Source organism: Alloalcanivorax venustensis ISO4, assembly GCF_015356855.1.
Classification (GTDB): domain Bacteria; phylum Pseudomonadota; class Gammaproteobacteria; order Pseudomonadales; family Alcanivoracaceae; genus Alloalcanivorax; species Alloalcanivorax venustensis.
In genome coordinates this window covers 38,528-58,300 of sequence record NZ_ARXR01000004.1, presented here as the reverse complement: position 1 = coordinate 58,300, position 19,773 = coordinate 38,528, and the positions used below count along the sequence as shown (strand labels likewise).

At 65.1% G+C, this 19,773-nt stretch carries 19 protein-coding genes; 11 read left to right on the top strand and 8 right to left on the bottom strand.

What is annotated here, in order from left to right:
- Positions 1-17 precede the first annotated feature (17 nt).
- From waaC to ISO4_RS03415, 6 genes are read left to right on the top strand one after another with little or no spacing between them, the layout of a single operon-like run.
- A complete protein-coding gene (gene waaC, locus ISO4_RS03440) occupies positions 18-1,088 on the top strand; it encodes a lipopolysaccharide heptosyltransferase I (protein ID WP_194855166.1) in 1,071 nt (356 codons plus the stop codon).
- On the top strand, positions 1,085-2,185 hold the full coding sequence (locus ISO4_RS03435; protein ID WP_194855165.1) for a glycosyltransferase family 4 protein: 1,101 nt from the start codon (positions 1,085-1,087) through the stop codon (positions 2,183-2,185). Before waaC ends, ISO4_RS03435 begins: the two co-directional genes overlap by 4 nt.
- A complete protein-coding gene (rfaP, locus tag ISO4_RS03430) occupies positions 2,182-3,036 on the top strand; it encodes a lipopolysaccharide core heptose(I) kinase RfaP (RefSeq protein ID WP_194855164.1) in 855 nt (284 codons plus the stop codon). The genes ISO4_RS03435 and rfaP overlap by 4 nt, the downstream gene beginning before the upstream one ends.
- Positions 3,033-3,947 (top strand): glycosyltransferase family 2 protein, encoded by a 915-nt coding sequence (locus ISO4_RS03425; protein ID WP_194855163.1) that lies wholly within the window; start codon positions 3,033-3,035, stop codon positions 3,945-3,947. Before rfaP ends, ISO4_RS03425 begins: the two co-directional genes overlap by 4 nt.
- Positions 3,944-5,299, top strand: a complete 1,356-nt coding sequence (locus ISO4_RS17230; RefSeq protein ID WP_194855162.1) for a lipopolysaccharide kinase InaA family protein — start codon at positions 3,944-3,946, stop codon at positions 5,297-5,299. The genes ISO4_RS03425 and ISO4_RS17230 overlap by 4 nt, the downstream gene beginning before the upstream one ends.
- Before the next feature lie 8 nt (positions 5,300-5,307).
- Entirely contained in the window at positions 5,308-6,765 is a 1,458-nt protein-coding gene (locus ISO4_RS03415; protein ID WP_194855161.1) for a hypothetical protein, read from the top strand.
- 24 nt (positions 6,766-6,789) lie between these two features.
- Here ISO4_RS03415 and ISO4_RS03410 read toward each other — a convergent pair whose 3' ends face one another.
- The 4 genes from ISO4_RS03410 to ISO4_RS03395 all read right to left on the bottom strand — a co-directional run bounded on the left by ISO4_RS03410 (position 6,790) and on the right by ISO4_RS03395 (position 11,558).
- Positions 6,790-7,893 carry a glycosyltransferase gene (locus tag ISO4_RS03410; protein WP_194855160.1) on the bottom strand — a complete coding sequence of 368 codons (1,104 nt, stop codon included), beginning with the start codon at positions 7,891-7,893 and terminating at the stop codon, positions 6,790-6,792.
- A gap of 322 nt (positions 7,894-8,215) precedes the next feature.
- Positions 8,216-9,475: an O-antigen ligase family protein gene (locus ISO4_RS03405; RefSeq protein ID WP_194855159.1), complete on the bottom strand. Its 1,260-nt coding sequence runs from the start codon at positions 9,473-9,475 to the stop codon at positions 8,216-8,218.
- Positions 9,472-10,248 (bottom strand): lysophospholipid acyltransferase family protein, encoded by a 777-nt coding sequence (locus ISO4_RS03400; RefSeq protein ID WP_323745329.1) that lies wholly within the window; start codon positions 10,246-10,248, stop codon positions 9,472-9,474. The genes ISO4_RS03405 and ISO4_RS03400 overlap by 4 nt, the downstream gene beginning before the upstream one ends.
- A 131-nt stretch (positions 10,249-10,379) precedes the next feature.
- Complete coding sequence (locus ISO4_RS03395; protein ID WP_142950028.1) at positions 10,380-11,558, bottom strand: hypothetical protein; 1,179 nt, start codon at positions 11,556-11,558, stop codon at positions 10,380-10,382.
- 161 nt (positions 11,559-11,719) lie between these two features.
- Between ISO4_RS03395 and hldE the strand changes: the two genes are divergently transcribed.
- Complete coding sequence (gene hldE, locus ISO4_RS03390) at positions 11,720-13,147, top strand: bifunctional D-glycero-beta-D-manno-heptose-7-phosphate kinase/D-glycero-beta-D-manno-heptose 1-phosphate adenylyltransferase HldE (protein WP_142950029.1); 1,428 nt, start codon at positions 11,720-11,722, stop codon at positions 13,145-13,147.
- 182 nt (positions 13,148-13,329) lie between these two features.
- On the opposite strand, the gene ISO4_RS03385 is transcribed toward hldE, so the two are convergent.
- A complete protein-coding gene (locus ISO4_RS03385) occupies positions 13,330-14,337 on the bottom strand; it encodes an AraC family transcriptional regulator (protein ID WP_194855158.1) in 1,008 nt (335 codons plus the stop codon).
- A 133-nt stretch (positions 14,338-14,470) separates the two neighbouring features.
- On the opposite strand from ISO4_RS03385, the gene ISO4_RS03380 reads away from it, so the two are divergent.
- The 3 genes from ISO4_RS03380 to cysQ are packed head-to-tail and all read left to right on the top strand — an operon-like array spanning position 14,471 to position 17,412.
- On the top strand, positions 14,471-15,988 hold the full coding sequence (locus ISO4_RS03380; protein ID WP_194855157.1) for a flavin-containing monooxygenase: 1,518 nt from the start codon (positions 14,471-14,473) through the stop codon (positions 15,986-15,988).
- A gap of 56 nt (positions 15,989-16,044) precedes the next feature.
- Positions 16,045-16,599: an ADP compounds hydrolase NudE gene (nudE, locus tag ISO4_RS03375; RefSeq protein ID WP_194855156.1), complete on the top strand. Its 555-nt coding sequence runs from the start codon at positions 16,045-16,047 to the stop codon at positions 16,597-16,599.
- Positions 16,600-17,412 (top strand): 3'(2'),5'-bisphosphate nucleotidase CysQ, encoded by an 813-nt coding sequence (gene cysQ / locus ISO4_RS03370; RefSeq protein ID WP_194855155.1) that lies wholly within the window; start codon positions 16,600-16,602, stop codon positions 17,410-17,412.
- Between the two features lie 3 nt (positions 17,413-17,415).
- On the opposite strand, the gene ISO4_RS03365 is transcribed toward cysQ, so the two are convergent.
- Together ISO4_RS03365 and ISO4_RS03360 are read right to left on the bottom strand one after the other, a co-directional pair.
- Complete coding sequence (locus ISO4_RS03365; RefSeq protein WP_142949812.1) at positions 17,416-17,685, bottom strand: hypothetical protein; 270 nt, start codon at positions 17,683-17,685, stop codon at positions 17,416-17,418.
- 133 nt (positions 17,686-17,818) lie between these two features.
- A complete protein-coding gene (locus tag ISO4_RS03360; protein ID WP_194855154.1) occupies positions 17,819-18,514 on the bottom strand; it encodes a Crp/Fnr family transcriptional regulator in 696 nt (231 codons plus the stop codon).
- Between the two features lie 137 nt (positions 18,515-18,651).
- On the opposite strand from ISO4_RS03360, the gene ISO4_RS03355 reads away from it, so the two are divergent.
- Positions 18,652-19,272 (top strand): HD domain-containing protein, encoded by a 621-nt coding sequence (locus tag ISO4_RS03355; protein ID WP_067607322.1) that lies wholly within the window; start codon positions 18,652-18,654, stop codon positions 19,270-19,272.
- Positions 19,273-19,291: 19 nt separating this feature from the next.
- Here ISO4_RS03355 and ISO4_RS03350 read toward each other — a convergent pair whose 3' ends face one another.
- Positions 19,292-19,732 carry a MarR family winged helix-turn-helix transcriptional regulator gene (locus ISO4_RS03350; RefSeq protein WP_194855153.1) on the bottom strand — a complete coding sequence of 147 codons (441 nt, stop codon included), beginning with the start codon at positions 19,730-19,732 and terminating at the stop codon, positions 19,292-19,294.
- Positions 19,733-19,773: the final 41 nt, after the last annotated feature.

Sequence of the window (19,773 nt, the reverse complement as noted above, 5' to 3'; positions counted from 1 at the left end):
CACGACGGACGGGCGGTATGCGTGTTCTGCTGATCAAAACCTCCTCCATGGGCGATGTGATCCACAGCCTGCCGGCGATCACCGACGCGGCGCGGGCGATCCCCGGCCTGCGACTGGACTGGGTGGTGGAAGAGGGCTTCGCCGACCTGGCCGGCCGCCACCCGGCGGTGGAGCGGGTGCTGCCCTGCGCCCTGCGTCGCTGGCGCCGGCACCCGTGGCGCGCCCGGCGCAGCGGCGAGTGGGCCACCTTCAAGAACGCCCTGCGCGAACGGGAGTACGACGCCGTGATCGACGCCCAGGGCCTGATCAAAAGTGCCTTTATCACCCGCCTGGCGCGGGGCCCCAAGTTCGGCCTGGATAAAGCCTCCGCCCGCGAGCCCTGGTCGGCGTTGGCGCTGGACCGGCCGCTGCCGGTGCCCCGCGACGGCCATGCGGTGACCCGGGTGCGGCAACTGTTCGCCGCCGCCCTCGGCTACACCGCCCCGGACAGCGCCCCCGATTACGGCCTGCGCCGCACCCGCGCGCCGCGCCCGCTGGCCGGGCCCGGCGCCGAGCTGGTGTTCTGCCACGGCACCACCTGGCCCACCAAACACTACCCGGAAGCCTATTGGCGCGCCCTGGCGGAACGGGCCGCCGGCGCCGGCCAGCGGGTGTGGCTGCCGTGGGGCAACGACACCGAGCGCGCCCGCGCCGAGCGCATCGCGCAAGGGCTGGCCGGCGTCGAGGTGCTGCCGCGCCTGTCCCTGTCCACGCTCACCGACCGGATGCTGGCCTGGGACGGCTTCGTCGCCGTCGACACCGGCCTGGCCCACCTGGCCGCCGCCGCCGGGCTGCCGGGCGTGGCGCTGTACGGCCCCACCGACCCGCGCCTGACCGGCGTCTGGGGGCCGCGCGCCCGCTCCCTGGCGGCCGAGTTTCCCTGCGCCCCCTGCGTGCAGGAAAAGTGCACCTATCAAGGCAACCTGGGCCAGGGGGTGAACCCGCCCTGTTTCAGCAGCCTCAAGCCGCACCGCGTCTGGCAGGCGTTGATGGAAGTCACAGCGGACGGAGCCGCCGACCGGGTGCCGGCCACGGGGGGCGGCCGATGAAGCTGGCGTTCCTGCTGTTCGAATACTTTCCCTACGGCGGCCTGCAACGGGACATGGTGGCGATCGCCACCAAGGCGTTGGAGCGCGGTCATCAAGTGACGGTGTTCACCCGCGCCTGGCACGGCGACCCGGCCCCCGTCGAAGGCCTGGAAGTGCGCACGCTGCCGTCCGCCGCCCGCAGCAACCACGCCAGCGACGCGGATTTCGCGCGCCGCGTGACCGCGCTGCTGGACGGTTTCGACCGGGTGGTGGGGTTCAACAAGATGCCGGGGCTGGACTGGTACTACGCCGCCGACGGCTGTCTGGCGGACCGCTACCAGGGCCTGAAGACATTACTGCCGCGCTACCGCAGCAAGCTGGCCATGGAAGCCGCCGTGTTCGGGGCGGACGCCACCACCGGGGTGCTCTCCATCTCGCCGCCGCAGAAGGCGCTTTACCAGCACCACTACGGCACCCCGGACGCCCGCTTCGTGTCGCTGCCGCCGGGCATCCGGCGGGACCGCGTTCAGCCCGCCGACCATCTGCACCGCCGCACCGTTCTGCGCGCCGAACTGGGCATCAGCGAAGTGACGCCGATGCTGCTGTTCGTGGGCTCCGGTTTTCGCACCAAGGGCCTGGACCGGGCCCTGCAGGCCCTGGCCGGGCTGCCCGGCGACGCCCGCCTGTTCGTGGTCGGCGAGGACAAGGCGGCGCCTTACCAGCGCCAGGCGCGGCGCCTGGGCCTGGAAGGGCGGGTGCACTTCATGGGCGGCCGCGACGACGTGCCGGCCTGGCTGTGGGCGGCGGACCTGCTGGTGCACCCGGCCTACGCCGAGAACACCGGCACCGTGCTGCTGGAAGCGGCCATCGCCGGCCTGCCGGTGCTGACCACCCGCGCCTGCGGCTACGCCGACTACATCCGCGACGCGGACCTGGGCCGGGTGCTCGACGATCCCACCCCGGAGTCGCTGGCCGCCGCCGCGCGGGAATTGCTGGCCCTGGACCGGCCCGCCTGGTGGGAAAAGGCGGCCCGCTTCGCCGAGCAGGCCGACATCTACAGCCTCACCGACCACGCGGTGGACGCCATCGAAGGCGAGCCGCCGGGGGCAGGGCAATGAGCGCCCGGGCCCTGTTTCTGCGCGACGATCTGGCCGCCGCCTGGCGCGGGCGGGAGCCGTTCGCCCAGGCCGCCACCCAGACCGGCGAAGTCTACCGGGCCCGCGAGGGCCGGCGCACGCTGCGGTTCGAGGCCGCCGGCCGGTCTTATTTTCTTAAGTACCACGGCGGCATCGGCTGGCGAGAGATCATCAAGAACCTGACCCAGGCCAAGGCGCCGGTGCTGGGCGCCATGTCCGAAGTGCGCGCGATCCGCGCCGTGGCCGCCGCCGGCATCGACACCCTGACCATCGCCGGTTACGGCTGCCGCGGCGCCAACCCGGCGCGGCAGGAATCGTTTCTGGTCACCGATGAGCTCAGCGACACGGTCAGCCTGGAAGAGCTGGGCGAGGCCTGGCGCCTGGAGCCGGGGCCGGCGCCCTTCAAGTGGGCGCTGATCCGCCGGGTGGGCGAGATCGCCCGGGCCATGCACGGCGCCGGCGTGAACCACCGGGATTTCTACCTGGGCCATTTCCTGATCGACCGTGGCGCGGTGGCCGGGCACGACGCCGGCGCGCCGCTGTATCTGATCGACCTGCACCGCTCCCAGGTGCGCAAAACGGTGCCGCGCCGCTGGCGCAACAAGGACGTGGGCGGCCTGTATTACTCCACCGCCCGGCTGGACCTGACCCACCGCGATCTGTTGCGCTTCGTGCGCGCCTACACCGGCCAGCCGCTGCGTGAGGCGCTGCGCGAGCACGCCGCCCTGTGGCGCGCCAGCCGCAAGGAAGCGGAGAAAATCTACCGCCGCTATTTCGAGATCGAACCCAGCTTCCCGCTGCGTTACTGCGAGCATCCGGGGAAGGACATATGAGCGGCGCGCCGGCGTTTTCCATCGTGATTCCCGCCTACAACTACGCCCACTTCCTGCGCCGGGCGGTGACCTCGGCGTGCACCCAGGACGGCGCCGACGTGGAAGTGCTGGTGGTGGACGACGGCTCCACCGACGACACCCCGGCGGTGATGGACAAGCTGAGCGCCGAGTTCGGCGAGCGGCTGACCTATCATCGCCAGCCCAACCAGGGGCCGGCAGCGGCGCGGGCCAAGGGGCTGGCCCTGGCCCGCCACGACTGGCTGGTGTTTCTCGACGCCGACGACGAACTGTTGCCCGGCGCCCTGCGGGTGTTCGCCGATCTGATCGCTGCCCACCCGCGCAGCCGCGTCGCCATCGCCGGCCATCTGGCCCGCCACGGCGAGCGCGAGCGCCGGGTCGCGCCGGGGCCGGTGAGCGACAGCCGCCGAGCCAATTTCGCCGCCTACCTGGACAAACAACTGAGCCTGTCCAACGGCGCCTGCGCCCTGCACCGGTCGGTGTTCGACAGCGCGCCGCTGGCGTCGCCGTTGCCGCACACCGAGGACATGCCGGTGTTCGCCCATCTGATGGCCTGCTACGACGCCTGCAAAAGCGACCAGCCGGTGCTGCGGGTACACCACCACGGCGGCAGCCGCCGCAACGACGTGGCGGCGGCGCTGGCGCTGGGCATGGACCTGGAGCGCGCCATCTTTGACGACAACGGCCTGCCCGACTGGGCCGGCGAGCTGCGGCGCGGTTACCGGGCGCGGCGTGCCCTGTCGCTGCTCAAGCTGGCGGCCCGCGGCGGCCGGCCCGACCAGGTGCGTTTTTTCTTTCACCGCGCGCTCGGCGCCGACTGGCGGCGGGCATTGCAGCCGCGCTATCTGCGCCGGTACCTTGCCAGTTTTGTTCGCCGGGGGAAGCGATCGTGACCACCAGCGCCGCCGACACACCGCTCACCTGGCCGCAACTGGCCGCCCTGGACTGGGCGCGGTCCGGTGGCTTCACCCTGGATATCGACGGCGAGCCGTTGCGCGCCGAGGCGGTGCTGCGTCATCTGCCCGGCCGCCGTATCGCGGTGCGCGCCCGCTGGCGCGGCGCCACCGTGTTCGCCAAGCTGTTCTTCGCCGGCCACGCCGACGAAGCCGCCCGCGAGCTGGCCCGCCACGGCGCCCTGGTGGAGGCCGGGGTGCCCACGCCGCGGCTGATTTTCGAGACCGTCGGTAATCAGGGACCCGACCGGGGCGCGTTGATGATCCAGGAATGGGTGGACGGCCAGTCCGGCCAGGCGACCCTGCGCGGCGAGCAAGGTCTGGCGCTCGCCGGTGACCTGCTCGACAGCCTGTTCCTGCTCTACCGGGCCGGCCTGCGCCAGCTGGACCTGCACCTGGACAATTTTCTGTTCGACGGCGAGCGCTTCCTGGTCATCGACGCCGGCGAAGTGGTGCCGCTGCCCGGCGGCCTGCGCTACGAACCGGCGATTCTCGACAACCTGGCGCTGTTCTGCGCCCAGGCACCGCTGGACCTGCGTGACCGGCTGCAGGAGCAGGTGGCGGTGCGGCTGCGCCAGGAGGGGCTGCGCAGCGAGCCGCTGGCCGCCATGGTGCGCCGCCGCAGCGACCGGCGACTGCGCAGCGCGATGAAAAAGTGGCGCCGGGAAAGCTCCGCCATCGGCGTCTGGCATGAACAGCAGGAACAATGGCTGTACCGCCGTTCGCTGAACCGCGAGGAGTTCGAGGCCTTGTCGGCCTGGTTGCGTGACCCGAAGAGTCTGGCGCTGATCAAAGAAGGCAGCCGGGTGAGCGTGTACGGCAACGACCAGTGGATCGTGAAGCACTACCGGGAAAGCGGCCCGAAGACCCGCCTGCGCCGCGCGCTGTTCAAGACCCGCGCGGACATTTCCTGGGTGATGGGCTGGACCTGGGCGTTGCTGGGCGTGCCCACGCCGCGTCCTGCGATGCTGCGCCGCCGCGCCGACGGCGAGGCGGTGATCGCCTTCCCCCGTCTTGAAGGCACGCTGGCGTTGAGCACTCTGATGGAGGAACAGCGCGAGCGGGCCCGGCGCGTGGCGCCGCGCGTGGAGCTGTGGCTGAAGCGGCTCGGCGAGACCGGCTTCTGGCACGGCGACGCCAAGGCGCAGAATATTCTCGTCGACGACGATGATCAGCCGTTCCTCATCGATTTGGATGGTGCCGGCTTTGGCCGGATCCGGGCGCGTCGCAACATCCAGCGCGACCTGGAGCGCTTTGAGAGGAACTGGGTGCAGTTCACTATAAAATATTGAGGTGTTGAGTGTTTTCTATTGATAAGGGCTTGTCACCATTCTGGGAAAATCGCAGGAACGTTTATGTCGCTGTTTTCCTTGTAAGCCTTTCTTTGTCTTTGGTTTCCATCGCCTTTTCGCCTGTCTTGAATCGCGACGGAATGCTGTATGTTCACGTGGCGGACTTGCTTCTCTCCGGAAATTTCGATGAAGCGCTAAAGCAATTCGACTGGCCCTTCTTTTCCATCTTGATCGCTGCAGTTAGCAAAGTGAGCTTCGTGCCGTCGATTTATGTTGCGTACGGTATAGCTGCGCTAGCGGCGGCGGGGGTAACAGTCACTTTGGCGTCACTTTTGTATAGAGTTGCACCAAAGAGTGGCATTTTTCTGTCTGCTTTTGTCGTTTTGGCTTTTCCGGCACTGAATGAGTATAGAGATTTGGTGATCCGTGACTGGCCTGCCTGGTTCTTTATGGTCCTTGCGGTTTGGCTGGTGCTCGCCCGGAAAGAAAAGCCGGGCTTGTTAAGTGGAGGACTTGTTTTCTTGTGCATTGTGGCCGCCACGCTCTTTAGACTGGAAATGTTATTTGTTTACATTCCGCTTTTTCTTTTTTACCTCTCGGCGCAGGATCAAAGGAAGAATATTCTTCCTCTTGCCATATTTCCTGTTGTTGCGGGCATGGCTTTCTTGGCCGGTATTTACTTTTTTATCGACGGCGCGGCGGAACGGCTCGAAAAGTACGCGGGGATAATAGATGTTACCGAGATAGTAAAGAAGGTTGATTATTTTGGCGGTGTGATTGGAAGCCAGGTCCTGCATGAAATATCAAAAGACTATGGGATATGGGTGCTTGTAACCGGGCTCTTTAGCATCGTTGTCGTGACCCTGATGGGGCACCTCGGGGTTTTGTTTCTTGTTCCTGCGCTTTCTCGATCCGGTGTTTCAAAGAGCGCCCGGATGGATTGTGTGGATAAGAGGCTCTACGCCAGTTTGGTGCTATTCTGGGGCGCTGTTTTGATTGCATTTTTGTTCGCTAGGTTTTTTATTTCATCTCGCTATGCGGTGCCTCTTTCGCTGTCATTGCTGCCCTTTCTGTACGTATGCGTTGGCGATTTTATTCGTCAAAACCGGCGGGGGTTGGTCGCCGCGCTGGCTTTTCTGTTTGTGATTCATGGGCTTTCTAACTTAATTGCAACGAAGGGGTATGAAAAAAAGGTTATAATGGATTCCGGGCGTTGGGTTGCCGAAAAATTGCCTGAGGATAAAGTCCATATCAATGACGGACGTATAAGCTTCTATGCAGAAAGAGGCTATGTGCAAGACGATGATGTGGAAGATGGCCCGAGTAAAGACGATATCTGGCAAGTGCTTTTGGCTGATAAGGAAAGAGAAACAGCGCTTGTTGAAGGTGCGAAAGGGAACTATGAATTTATCAGGAGGTTTGATAGTGGTGGTGACGCTACCGTTTTGGTTTTTAAAAAACGATAGCTCACCCCGTCGTACTTTCGATGTCTAATCGCTATGCTGGACAGTCCCTTCCATTAAAGATCTAAAGCGGGAACGGTATTGATCGATGCTGAAGTTGTCGCGGAATATTTTCTGCTGTGACTGACGCGTTTCTTCGAGCTGCTCATCGGTTGCGTTGGCTATGTGGATGAGGATCTGTCGCAGTGCCTCGGGGTCTTCTTTCGGGAATACCCATTTTCTGTTTTTGAGAATTTCCGGAATTCCGCCCACGGGGGTCCCAAAGGCCGGGACGCCAGAGGCAATGGCTTCCAACATGGCGATTGGGAGACCTTCCCGAAGCGAAGGCATCACGAAGGCGTCGAAAGCCGCCATGTAGCGGTAAGCGTTCTTGCGCCCACCGGCGAAGATGAGTCGATGTGAAAGGTTGCTCTCGCGAGCAGCGGCCCGCATCTCATCAAGCAGTTCACCATCACCAATCACGGCTACGTACGGTGGAGCTTCCATGTCGCGCATTGCCTCTAGAAAATACTTATGGCCTTTTACTGGACGCATTCGCCCGATAGTGCCGACCACGCGCTTTGCGTCCGCCGGGATCCCCAGGTCCTGCCGTGCCTGCTCGCGGCTAAGCTGGTTGTCGCGTACGAGCTTCTCATCCACAGAGTTTGGGATCGCGATTACTTGAGAAGACGGAAAGTTGCGGCTTAGCATGTCTTGGCGTACTGCCTCTGAGCAAGCGACAAATATCCACCGGCGCATCAGTGTTCGTGCAAAGATCAAACGACGCGGCTTTTTGAATTCCCCGACGTTATGAATGACAGCAATTTTTCGGGTCTTCCGAAAGAACAGCGGAGCGAGCCACGCTGCGAACACAGCTGGTTTAAAGCGGTGAGTGACGATAACGTCAGGTTTGTCGTGGCGTAGCCGCTTTAGAACCGTAAGAACCGCGGAAAGCCGGATGTGTTTGATCGCTGATTTGCTAAGGTCAAAAGTAACCGTTTCACAGCCAAGCCGGTCAGATAAGTCACCGGCATCACCATTTAATATATAAAATTTCCTGCTGTGTCCTTCAGCGGCGCGCAATACTTCTTCGAATAAGTCCACGCCTTCTACTGTCGAGTTTCGGTATTTACAAATTTGTACAATCTTCATGGGGCTGCCTCTGATAGTCGCTTCGCGAGGGAGATGCGAGGTGAGGCAGAAAGAGTACGTATGCGCTTGTTTTAAGCGGATATGCAATTAGTTTTCTCTGTCTATATTTGACAGGATTAAACAATTAACGCTTAAACAAGGGGCGATATTTCTGAAGGATTAGGTGGGCAGGCTGCTTTTTTACGAGGGCGAATGTCGGCTCGATTCCGTAAGCTGGGTGACGGACGCTTGGAAGAATTAAAAGTGTTGTTGTCCACCAATCGCGCATCAACAGCTTGGCGATTAGCACCGGCGGGCGTTTGAACTCGCCGGTGGGTGGTGATCACATCCGATTTGTTGCGACACAGTTGGAGGAAGGCGTCGTTGAGAGGGCGTACTGTTGTCTTACATAGGCGACCAGCAGCGCCATGGGGATCCACACGCTGGGCCAGTTATACATAAACGGCGTATAGGGATGAATGCCGTCGAACAGCACCGCGCTGAAGCCGGTGGCCATGGCCGCCGCCAACACCGAAATGCGCTGCGGGTAGCGCCGCCAGCCGCGCCACAGCGCCGGCGCCCACAGCATCACCCACAGCCCCAGCCCCAGAAAGCCGATGTGGTAGAGCAGCGACAGGAAATAGTTGTGCGGGTGGTCCTGCACCACCGGCTCGCCGTCGACCACGATGTGCAGCTCGCGGGTTTCGTTGGCCATGCCGTGGCCGGTCACCGGCGCTTCCAGAATCATTTCCCAGGTGGCGGACCAGAGCTGCGGGCGCTGGCTGGTGCCCCGCTCGGTGATCATTTCCGGGTTCAGGGCCAGCGCGGCGGCGGCGACCAGCACCACCGCCACCAGCGGCACCAGCAGCCGCCGTTTCATGGTAATGATCGGCAGCGCCATGCAGCCCACCGCCAGCGCCACCAGGGTGGAGCGGCGCTGGTTGGCGGCCAGATACACCAGCAGCGCCAGGGTGATCAGGTAAGGGGCGAGCCGGGTCAAACGTCCCGGCGGCAGTTGCCGGCTGGCGAAGAAAGCGAAGAACGGCAGCGTGATGCAATACATGCTGGCGTAAAGCTGGTTGGTGTCGAGCACCAGCCAGGGGCGGATTTCAAACACCTCGAACACGCCGTACAGCTGCGAACTGAACGGCCGGTCGACGATAAAATAGTAGGCGAAGAAATCCACCAGCGCGGCCACCGCGGCGACCCCGGTGCCGATCAGCAGGGCGCCCCAGAACGCGCGCGGGTAGCGCTGCACGGCCAGCTCCACGAACGCGAACAGGGTGAATATCTCGATCAGGGCGCGGCCGAAGCGGCTGGGGTTGGGCGCCGGCCCGAAGAAGGTGGAGAAGGTGGCGTAGCACAGAAACGCCAGCAGCCAGCCGTGCCGTTTCAGCAGCGCCAGCGGCTGGTGCCGGGACGCCACCGCCACATAGATCAGCGCCGGCAGAAAGAACACCGCGTCCAGGGCGTTCATCAAACCGGTGCGGGACGGGAATACCAGCAAGCCGGAAAACATCAGGCTGAAGCACAGCGTTAGCCAGCCGCTGAACAGCACCGGGGCGGAGCCTGTGGAATCGGAGACGGAGCGGGGTCGGGTCATCGGTACGGATGGTCCTGGCCGGGCGGTTGGTGTTTGAAGCGTTTGTGCACCCAGAGATACTGCTCCGGGTGTTTGCGCACATAGCTTTCAATGGTGCGGTTGATGCGGGCGGTGTCCGCCTCGTCGTCGCCGCAGGGAAAATCCTCCAGCGGCGCGCCGAACTCGATCTCGTAGCGGCCGCCGGGCAGGCGGTAGTGGGCGCAGGGAATCACCTTGGCCTTGCCCATGCGCGCGATGCGGCTGGTGGCGGTGATGGTGGCCGCCGGCACCCCGAAGAACGGCACGAACACCGCGTGGGCGGTGCCGTAGTCCTGGTCCGGCGCGTACCAGACCACCTCGCCCTGGCGCAGCAGGCGCACGGTCTGTCGGATGTCGTTGCGGTCCACGGAATGGTTGACCCAGGTGCCGCGGCCCTTGGTGATCAGATGATCGAGCAGGGGGTTGTCGTTGGGGCGGTAGACCACGCTGAAACGGAAGAACTTGCCGAGCAGGCGGCTGCCCACGTCGATGCTGTTGAAGTGCATGCCCAGCAGCATCACGCCGTGCCCTTCGCGGCGGGCGGTTTCCAGATGCTCCAGGCCGCCGACGGTGAGCCGTTTGTCCAGGTCGATGCGCTGGTTATGGAAGGCGCCGGCCATTTCCAGAATCGCCTCGCCGGTGCTGATCATGACGCGCCGGGCGAGGGCCTCGCGCTCCTGCTCGGAAAGCTCCGGAAAGCACAGCCGCAGGTTGGTGAGCGCCACCCGCCGGCGCGAGGCGGCCAGGTACCCCACGGCCGGCGGCCAGCAGCCAGTCCCAGGGCAGCTGGCCGATCAGCCAGAACAGGGCCAGGCCCAGGCGCGTGGGCCACAGGCGCGGATCGGACGGTGAGACCGGACGGTGTCGGCGCTTTCCCATGGCGCGGTTAGCCCTGACCGGCGCGGACCGGCCGGCGCATGGTGTCGCGGTTGCTGAGGCTGGCCAGCATCAGCGCCAGGGGCAGCCACAGGCACATCCAGCTGGGGTGGAACGGCACCAGCAGGTAGGCGCCGGCGCTCAGCATGGTGAGCAGGCCGGGCAGCAGGGCGACCAGGAACACCGCGCCCTCGCGCTGTTCGCGGCCGGCGTCCGGCAGCCGCCAGGCGGGCACCGCCCAGGCGGCGATGAACAGCGCCAGGCCGATCAGGCCGGTGCTGTGCACCACCGCCAGCAGCACATTGTTGGGGTGCGGCAGCACGCGCAGGCCGTCCGGAATCGAAACCAGCAGGGAGTCACCGCCCTCCTGGCTGAGCCCGTTGCCGAACAGCGGGTGGCTGAAATACATGCCGGCCTGGCGCAGCACCTCGAAATCCAGCGCCAGATAGAGCGCCACCGCCCCGGCCAGGGCGGCCAGCAGCCGCTGCTGGTAGCGCAACAGCACCCAGCCCAGGGCCAGCACCAGCAACATGGCGCCGGACTGCCAGTGCACCGCCACCAGGAAGGTGAAACCCACCAGCGCGCCGGCGCCGCGGCGGGCGCCCTTGGGGGTGAAGCCCTCGTCCAGGGTCTGGGCGAGCAGAATGAACGACGGCGCCACCAGCGCCATGGTGCCCAGCAGCGGCCCCGGCTGGGGCAGGTTGAAGATCAGGCTGGCGGGCTGGCTGAACAGCGGGCTGGTGAGCGGCTGAATGGTGTAATAGCTGACCATGATCACCGCCAGCACCACCATGGCGGTCATGGCGCCGTTGGCCAGCGCCTGTTTCAGGGTGTGGCGGTAATAAAGATGCACCCAGCGGAGGATGCCCACCAGGATGATGATTTCCACGGCGGCGCGGATGGTGCGCGAGCTGTTGGCGTCCTCGGCCCAGACCATGGTCAGCAGGGTCCAGCCCAGAAAGGCGTACAGCGGCACCAGCCAGGGGTCCAGCAGCAGGCGCCGGTCGCCGCTCACCAGGGCGCGGGTGAGCAGCGTCAGCGACGGCAGGAAGAACAGGACGTCCACCACGTTAAGCAGCGCCACCCGCGAGTGGAACAGGAAGGGCCCGGTGAACATGACCGCGAAAGAGACCGTCAGCCACAGTCTCAGCCACCTTCCCTGCAGTGCGTTGTGGCGCAAAGCCGTCATAGAATTATGTCCTGTCTCGAATCGTAGTCGCGCCGGGGAGGGCCCTGGTCCGGCCGCACCCGCCCGGCAAGCGGCAAAGTGTACTCAGCGGGGCTGCTCGCATCCACCGCTATGCTACACTGCGCGCCAGTTTGAGGCTCCCCGTGGCGCAGGAGTAGGTGATGCACAACCCGCGAATTCCCCCCTTTGGCCAGGCCCGCGTGCTGGTCGCCGGCGACGTGATGCTGGACCGTTATTGGCACGGCCCGACCGGACGTATCTCTCCGGAGGCCCCGGTGCCGGTGGTGCGCGTCACCGAACTGGAGGACCGCCCCGGCGGCGCCGCCAACGTGGCGCTCAACATGGCCGCCCTGGGGGCCCGGGCGGAACTGGTGGGGCTCACCGGCCAGGATGAGGCCGCCGGCATTCTGGAGCAACGCCTGGGCGCCGCCGATGTGCTGTGCGACTTCCAGAAAGTGGCCGGGCTGCCCACCATCACCAAGCTGCGCGTGATCAGCCGCCAGCAGCAACTGCTGCGGCTGGATTTCGAGGAGTCCTTCCAGGACCAGGACCCGGCGCCGTTCGCCGAGAAGGTCAAAGGCCGGCTGGCCGGCTGCGGCGCCCTGGTGCTGTCCGATTACGCCAAGGGCGCCCTGCGCGACTGCCCCGGGCTGATCGCCCTGGCCCGCGAGGCCGGCGTGCCGGTGCTGGTGGACCCCAAGGGCAGTGATTTCGGCCGCTACCGGGGCGCCACCCTACTGACCCCCAACCTGGCCGAGTTCGAGGCCGTGGTGGGGCCGGTACCGGACGAAAAGACCCTGCTGGAAAAAGGCCAGGCACTAATGGCCGAGCTGGATCTGGGCGCCTTGCTGATCACCCGCAGCGAGAAGGGCATGACCCTGCTGCGCGCCGGCCAGACGGAGCTGCATCTGCCGGCCCACGCCCGCGAGGTGTTCGACGTCACCGGCGCCGGCGACACCGTGATCTCCACCCTGGCGGTGTCCCTGGCCGCCGGCGCCGATCTGGCCGAGGCGGTGGTGCTGGCCAACATCGCCGCCGGCATCGTGGTCGGCAAGCTGGGCACCGCGGTGGTGTCCGCCCCGGAGCTGCGCCGCGCCGTGCACCAGGCCGGCGGCCCCGGCCGCGGCGCGATGACCGAGGAGCAGCTGCTGATCGCCATCGAGGACGCCCGCGCCCAGGGCGAGAAGATCGTCTTCACCAACGGCTGCTTCGACATCATCCACGCCGGCCATGTGGGCTATCTGGATTCCGCCCGCCGCCTCGGCGACCGGCTGGTGCTGGCGGTCAACAGCGACGATTCGATTCGCCGGCTCAAGGGGCCTGGCCGCCCGATCAACTCCCTGGAGCGCCGCATGGCGGTGCTGGCGGCCCTGGAGGCGGTGGATTACGTGGTCGCCTTCGACACCGACACGCCGGAGCCGCTGCTGGAAAAGGTGCGCCCGGACATTCTCGTCAAAGGCGGCGACTACAGCGTCGACCAGGTGGTGGGCGCCGACATCGTCAAACGCCACGGCGGCCGCGTGGAAGTCCTCGACTTCGTCGAGAACATTTCCACCACCCACATCGTGCAAAAGATCCGCTCCGAATAGCACCGCGCTTCAAAAGCGGGGCCGCTTGTGGGAGCTTGCCCTGCAAGCGAAAGGGTGGCTTTCAGCCACCCGGCAGGATTCCAGAGGCCGTTCTGACGGCCGCACAAACAGCGTCTCTGGAATCCTGCCGGCAAGCTTCGCTTGCCTTTCGCGGGCAAGGCCCGCTCCCACAAGGCCCGCGGTTACAAGGTCTTTCTGTAGCGCGACGGGGTCTGCCCGGTCCAGCGTTCGAAGGCGCGGATGAAGGCGGCCGGCTCGCTGTAGCCGAGCAGGCCGGCGATCTCTTCCACGCTGCGTGACGAATCCGCCAGGTAGCCGCGCGCCTTCTCCAGCCGTACCCCATCGAGAATTTTCTGGTAGCTGCGCCCGGCGTCGCCGAGCCGGCGGCGGAAGCTGCGCTCGGGCATGTCAAAGGTGGCGGCGGCCCGGTCAGCGCCGGGGAACTCACCGATAAACAACTCCAGATAGGCCGCCACGCGGTCGGGCAGGCCCTCCGGGGCTTCCGCTTGGCGCCGTGCCAGCAGGGCGTCGCACTGGTTCTGGTACATCTCCTGGGCGGTGCGGTTGTAGCCGGGCAGTGGCTGGGCCATGTCCTGGTTGCGGATGGTCGCCTGGCACCAGGGCTGGTCGAACTTCACCGGCGCCCGGTAAAAATCCTCGTAGATGGATGCTTCGGCGGGTTCGGGAAACGGCAGCCAGACTTCCAGCGGCGCCAGGTTGAGGCCCAGCTGGGTCTGAATCTCGTTGACCAGGTTGAAGGTGCCGGTCATGTCCCGGTCGATGAGGATGCGCCGCACGCTGTCCGGCAGCGGCACCGGCTCCAGAATTAGTTTGGTGGTGTCCTCGCCGGGCACCAGCGACAGCTGGCCGTAGAGGTAGGTGAGCGCCTGGTAGCGGACGCCGATCTGAAAGCCCTGGAAGGCGGTGCGGCTGGTCATCAGCAGCATGGTCAGGGGGCCGTAGCCGGCCAGCCCGAAGCGCTTGCCCATCTCGAAGCCGAACAGCGGATCCCCGGCCAGCGGCAGCAGTTCGGTGAGCACCGCCAGCTCCCGGTCGCGCTCGATCTCCCCGTTGGGATCCAGCCGCTCCGGCTCCAGGCCGTGGCGGGCCAGCACCGGGGCACAGTCCACGCCCCGCTCTTCGAGCACATCCACGGTGGACATCAGGGCAAGAATGGAACGCAGGGGCATGGGAAACGCCTTGGCCGGAATTATCAATTTTCCGGTCAGCTTAACACCTTTATCCGGGGCCGGGACAAGGTAAAGTGCCGGGCAGTGATGACCAACAGGGTCCAAGACCGTGGTCGGTAATAGGGAGAACAAGATGAACAGTCGAGCGAAGGTCTATCAGTACGCGCGGCCGGTGAAAGTGGCCATCGTGGGCGGCGGTTTCGGCGGCCTGTGCATGGCGATCAAGCTGCGCGAAGCCGGCATCGAGGATTTCGTACTGCTGGAGAAAGCCGAGCAGGTGGGCGGCACCTGGCGGGATAACAGCTACCCGGGCTGTGCCTGCGACGTGCAGTCGCACATGTATTCCTTTTCCTTTGAGGGCAACCCGGACTGGTCCGCCCGCTACAGCGGCTGGAAGGAGATCCAGGACTACATCCTGCGCACCACGGAGAAGCACGGCATTCAGGAAAAGACCCGCTTCAACGCCGAGGTGTGCGGTGCCCACTTCGACCAGGATAAGGCACTCTGGACCCTGGACCTGAAAGACGGCAGCCAGGTGGTGTGCCAGCACTGGGTGCTCGCCAGCGGCCCCCTGCATGTGCCGCAGATTCCCAACTTTCCCGGCCTGGACCGCTTCAAGGGCAAGGTGTTCCATTCCTCCCAGTGGGACCACGACTACGATCTCACCGGCAAGAAGGTGGTGTCGGTGGGCACCGGCGCCAGCGCCATTCAGTACGTGCCGCAGATCGCCCCGGAAGTGGAGCGGCTCACCGTGGTGCAGCGCACCCCGGGCTGGATCATCCCCCGCGACGAGCGCACCTACTCCAAACTGACCAAAACCCTGTTCCGGCGCTTCCCGCTGCTGCGCAAGCTGCACCGGGTGCGGCTCTACTGGAGCAACGAGTCCCGGGTGGTGCCGATCTTCCACCCGCGCCTGGCGGGCCTGCTGGAAAAAGTGGTCAAGCAGTTCATCCGTTTCCAGGTTAAGGACAAGGAGACCGCCCGCAAGCTGACCCCCAGCTACACCCTGGGCTGCAAGCGGATCATGATCTCCAACCGCTACTACCCGACCTTCAACCGCGACAACGTGGAGCTGTTCACCGAGGGTGTCAAGGAAGTGCGCGAGAACAGCATCGTGTTCACCGACGGCAGCGAACGGGAGATGGACTGCCTGATCCTGGGCACCGGCTTCATCGTCGATCCGCGCATCTACATGAAGGATTTCCCGATCACCGGGCTGGACGGCCGCAAGCTGCAGGACGACTGGGCGGACGCCTCCGAGGCCTACCTGGGCATCACCGTGGCGGGCTACCCGAACATGTTCCAGATGGTCGGCCCCAACACCGGCCTGGGCCATAACTCGATCATCTTCATGATCGAGTGCCAGGCGGAGTACATCCGCGACGCGATCCAGAAGCTGGACGCCAAGGGCGGCGACTACCTGGACGTGAAGCGCGCCGAGATGGACGCCTTCAACGACAAGCTCCAGGAAGACGTGGCCGGCACCGTCTGGCAGCAGGGCGGCTGCAGCAGCTGGTACCAGCAGGCGGACGGCAAGAACGTGGCGATCTGGCCCTACAGCACCTGGCGCTACTGGCTGAAAACGCGCCGCGTCGAGGACGGTGTCTACCACTGGGAAAAGGTCCGCCAGGCGCAAAAAGCCGCCTCCTGAATGTTGGGTTCCACTTCCTTTGCGGTTAGGCTTAACGCCGTCGCAAAGGAGTGGCCATGACCCGCGAAGGCAACCGCAAACCGGAAATTCTCGATACCCGCCTGGTGGCGAAAAGCCGCCTGTTCGGCATCGAGGAGATGCACCTGCGTTTCAGCAACGGCGTGGAACGCACCTACGAACGCCTGCGCACCCCGCCGATCGCCGGCGTCATGTGCGTGCCGATGCTCGACCGCGACACCGTGGTGCTGATCCGCGAGTACGGCGCCGGCGTCGACGAGTATCAGATCACCCTGCCCAAGGGCGCCTACGAACACGGCGAGGACTGGCGGGACGCCGCCAACCGTGAACTCAAGGAAGAGGCCGGCTACGGCGCCGGCAAGCTCACCCTGCTCAAGCGCATGACCCTGTCCCCGGGCTATATGGGCCACCATATAACCGTCGCCCTGGCCGAGGACCTCTACGAAGAGCGCCTGCCCGGCGACGAACCCGAACCCCTGGAAGTGATTCCCTGGAAACTGTCACGGCTGGATGAGCTGTTGCAGCGCGAGGATATGACCGAAGCCCGCGTGATCGCCGCCCTGTTGATGACCCAACGTTTGATGGACCGCTGAATGAACGATTTGAACGCCCTGCTGGGCCCGGTATCCGCCATCGCCGTGGACGCCGGCGCCGCCATCCTTGAAATCTACAATCGCGGCGACGTGGACGTGGACCACAAGGACGACAACAGCCCGATCACCGAGGCCGACCGCGCCGCCCACAACCTGATCGAGGCGCGCCTGCAGGCCCTGACCCCGGAGATTCCGGTGTTCTCCGAGGAATCCGGCGGCATCGCCTATGAAGACCGCAAGGACTGGCCCCGTTTCTGGCTGGTGGACCCGCTCGACGGCACCAAGGAATTCATCAAGCGCAACGGCGAGTTCACCGTCAACATCGCCCTGGTGGAAGACGGCGTGCCGGTGCTGGGCGTGGTGCACGTGCCGGTCACCGCGATCACCTACTCCGGCGGCCGCGGCCTGGGGGCGTTCAAGGAAGAGGGCGGCCAGCGCTCGCCGATCCGTTGTCGGGAGCGGCACGCGCCGATCGTGATGGTGGCCAGCCGCCGCCACGGCGCCGAGCAGGTGGCGGCGCTGGAGCGCCTGATCGAGGGGCAGCTGGGCCCGGTGGAGAAAACCTCCATGGGCTCATCGCTGAAGCTGTGTCTGGTGGCGGAAGGCGCGGCGGACATCTACCCGCGCCTGGCGCCCACCTGCGAGTGGGACACCGCCGCCGCCCACGCGGTGGTCAACGCCGCCGGCGGGGTGGTAGTGAACACTCACTTTGAGCCCTTGGCCTATAACAAGCCGGATGTGCTGAACCCGCACTTTCTGGTGCTGGGGCAGTCCGCGGAAGATTGGCGCTTTATCGAGCCCGCGCTGGCCTGAGGATCAGGTCAGCCAGGTCGGCATCACGTCCAGCAGCACCAGTTGCAGGCGCTGGCTGAGCAGGTGGGCGCCGGCGGTGATCATGCACAGATGCACCAGCGGCATCATGATGCCCAGCGCCAGCACATTGACCAGCAGGCGCTGGCGAATCCGACCGGTCCAGAGAACCGCCGCCACCATCACCAGCGCACCCAGCGGAATCGCCAGCATTTCCCAGAGATTGTAATCGGGCAGGGTGAACGCCAGGGGCAGGTCATTGATCAGGCTAGGCATCGTTTTCACTCGGTACGGTCGGAATATTTCCGTATGTTTGTGTCTGTTACCGAGTGTTATCGACCAATAGTAGGAATTCCTTTAATTGCGTCACAAAGCTAATGCCAAAGTGCCATCATGTAGGTAATAGTTACTACCCGGCACGTTCGTCCAGGTAAGCCTTCAGGGCGTCCGGGTCCGGCACCGTGATGCGCCCGTAGCTGAACCGGATCAGCCCGCGCTGCTCCAGGGCCTTGAGCACGCCGTGCACGCCCTGGCGGGTCATGCCCATCATGTTGGCGATGTGCTCGCGGGTCAGTTTGAAGGTCACCGGGCCGGGGCCGCGCTGGGGGTCGTGCATGTGCGCCAGGAACAGCAGCCGCCGGCCCACCCGCCCGGGCATGTCGCGCAGGGCGTTGTCCTCGATGATGGAGATCGCCGACCACAGGCGCCGGCTGAGCATGTCCAGGGTGCGCGGGTAGGCCTCCGGATAGCGCGCCAGCAGGGCGCGGTAGTCCTGGCCGGGCACCTCCACCAGCTCGCCGTCGGTGTGGGCGGTGGCGCCGAACACCCGCGGCATGCCCGGCGAAAACACCGTGTCGCCGAACCAGGCGCCGGGCTCGAACAGAGTGAGCATGATTTCCCGGCCCTCGGCGTTGGTGGAGCCGATGCGCACATTGCCGGCGCCCACCACCGACAGCGCCGACTGCACCTCGCCGCACTGGTAGAGCACCTCGTTGGCGCGGAATGGGCGCACCCGGGCCAGCGGCGCCACCTCGCGCAGCGCCGCCTCGGGCAGCCCGGACAGCAGCGAGCAGCTTTTCAGTACTTCGAGAACGTGATCGACCATCGCCCGGACACCCCGTAACACCGCCTCGCGCGCCAACTGTCAAACCGTTGACAGTCTCAGTCCGGCGCGCGGCCTAGACTCCCCATCATACATCCAATAAACGCCAGGGCGTTCAAGCCCCAGCCGAGGAGAGAAGTATGGACGGTCATCACGACGAGCCGCGCGCTCAGTTCAAGCATATGGAAGAGGGCACCGCCGAGGATTGGAAGATCATCGGCCAGGCCTTCGGCGGTTTCGCCAAGGAACTGCCCGATCGCGTCATCACCCACCTGCAGCTGCTGGAAGGCGATTGCGGCGGCTTCCCGGTGGACCGCCTCACCCACTGCCTGCAGACCGCCACCCTGGCGCACCGCGACGGCCAGGACGAGGAGTACGTGGTGTGCGCCCTGCTGCACGACATCGGCGACACCCTGGGCCCCTACAATCACGCCGACGTGGGCGCCGCCCTGCTGGAGCCGTTCGTCAGCGAGGAAAACCACTGGATGGTGAAACACCACGCCATCTTCCAGGGCTACTACTTCTTCGAGCACCTGGGCCTGGACCCGGAGCTGCGCGAGAAATACCGTGACCACCCGTGTTTCGACCGCACCGTGGAGTTCTGCGCCAAGTACGATGCCGCCGCTTTCGACCCGGAGCAGGAGACCCTGCCGCTGTCGTTCTTCGAGCCGATGCTGCGCCGGGTGATGGCCAAGCCCAAGCGCTCGCTGTACAAGAACAAACTCGACGCGGACCAGCAGGAACAGCGCCAGACCGCCTGATTCGGTGACTCCGTCGGCGTCAGACGCCGAGGCGTCGGGCCATGGTCTCCATTACCCGGAACCAGGCCTCGGCGCCTTCTTCGCCCACCTCATCGAAGGCGTGGGTGAGCAGCTCCCGCTGGATGCCGGTAAGGCGCGATTCCAGTGCCACGCCCTGGGAGGTCAGCGCCAGCCGTTTCACCCTCTTGTCCGAGGCGTCCCGGGTCACTTCGACCAGGTCTTTCTCGACCAGGGATTTGAGCGGCTTATGGATCGCCTGCTTGGTCAGGCGCATGCTCTCCACCAGTTCGTTGACGCTGAGCCCCGGGTTGCGGCCGATAAAAAACAGCAACCGGTGGTGGATACGAGACAGCCCCTGGCTTTTCAATATGCTGTCGGGTTCGGCCACCAGCCCCCGGAAGGCGAAATGCAGGGTTTCCAGGTACTTGTTCAGCCGGTCCAGCGAAGCGTCTTCAACCATATGGGTTCACCACCAGTCTTGATTTTGAGTAACAGGTCATA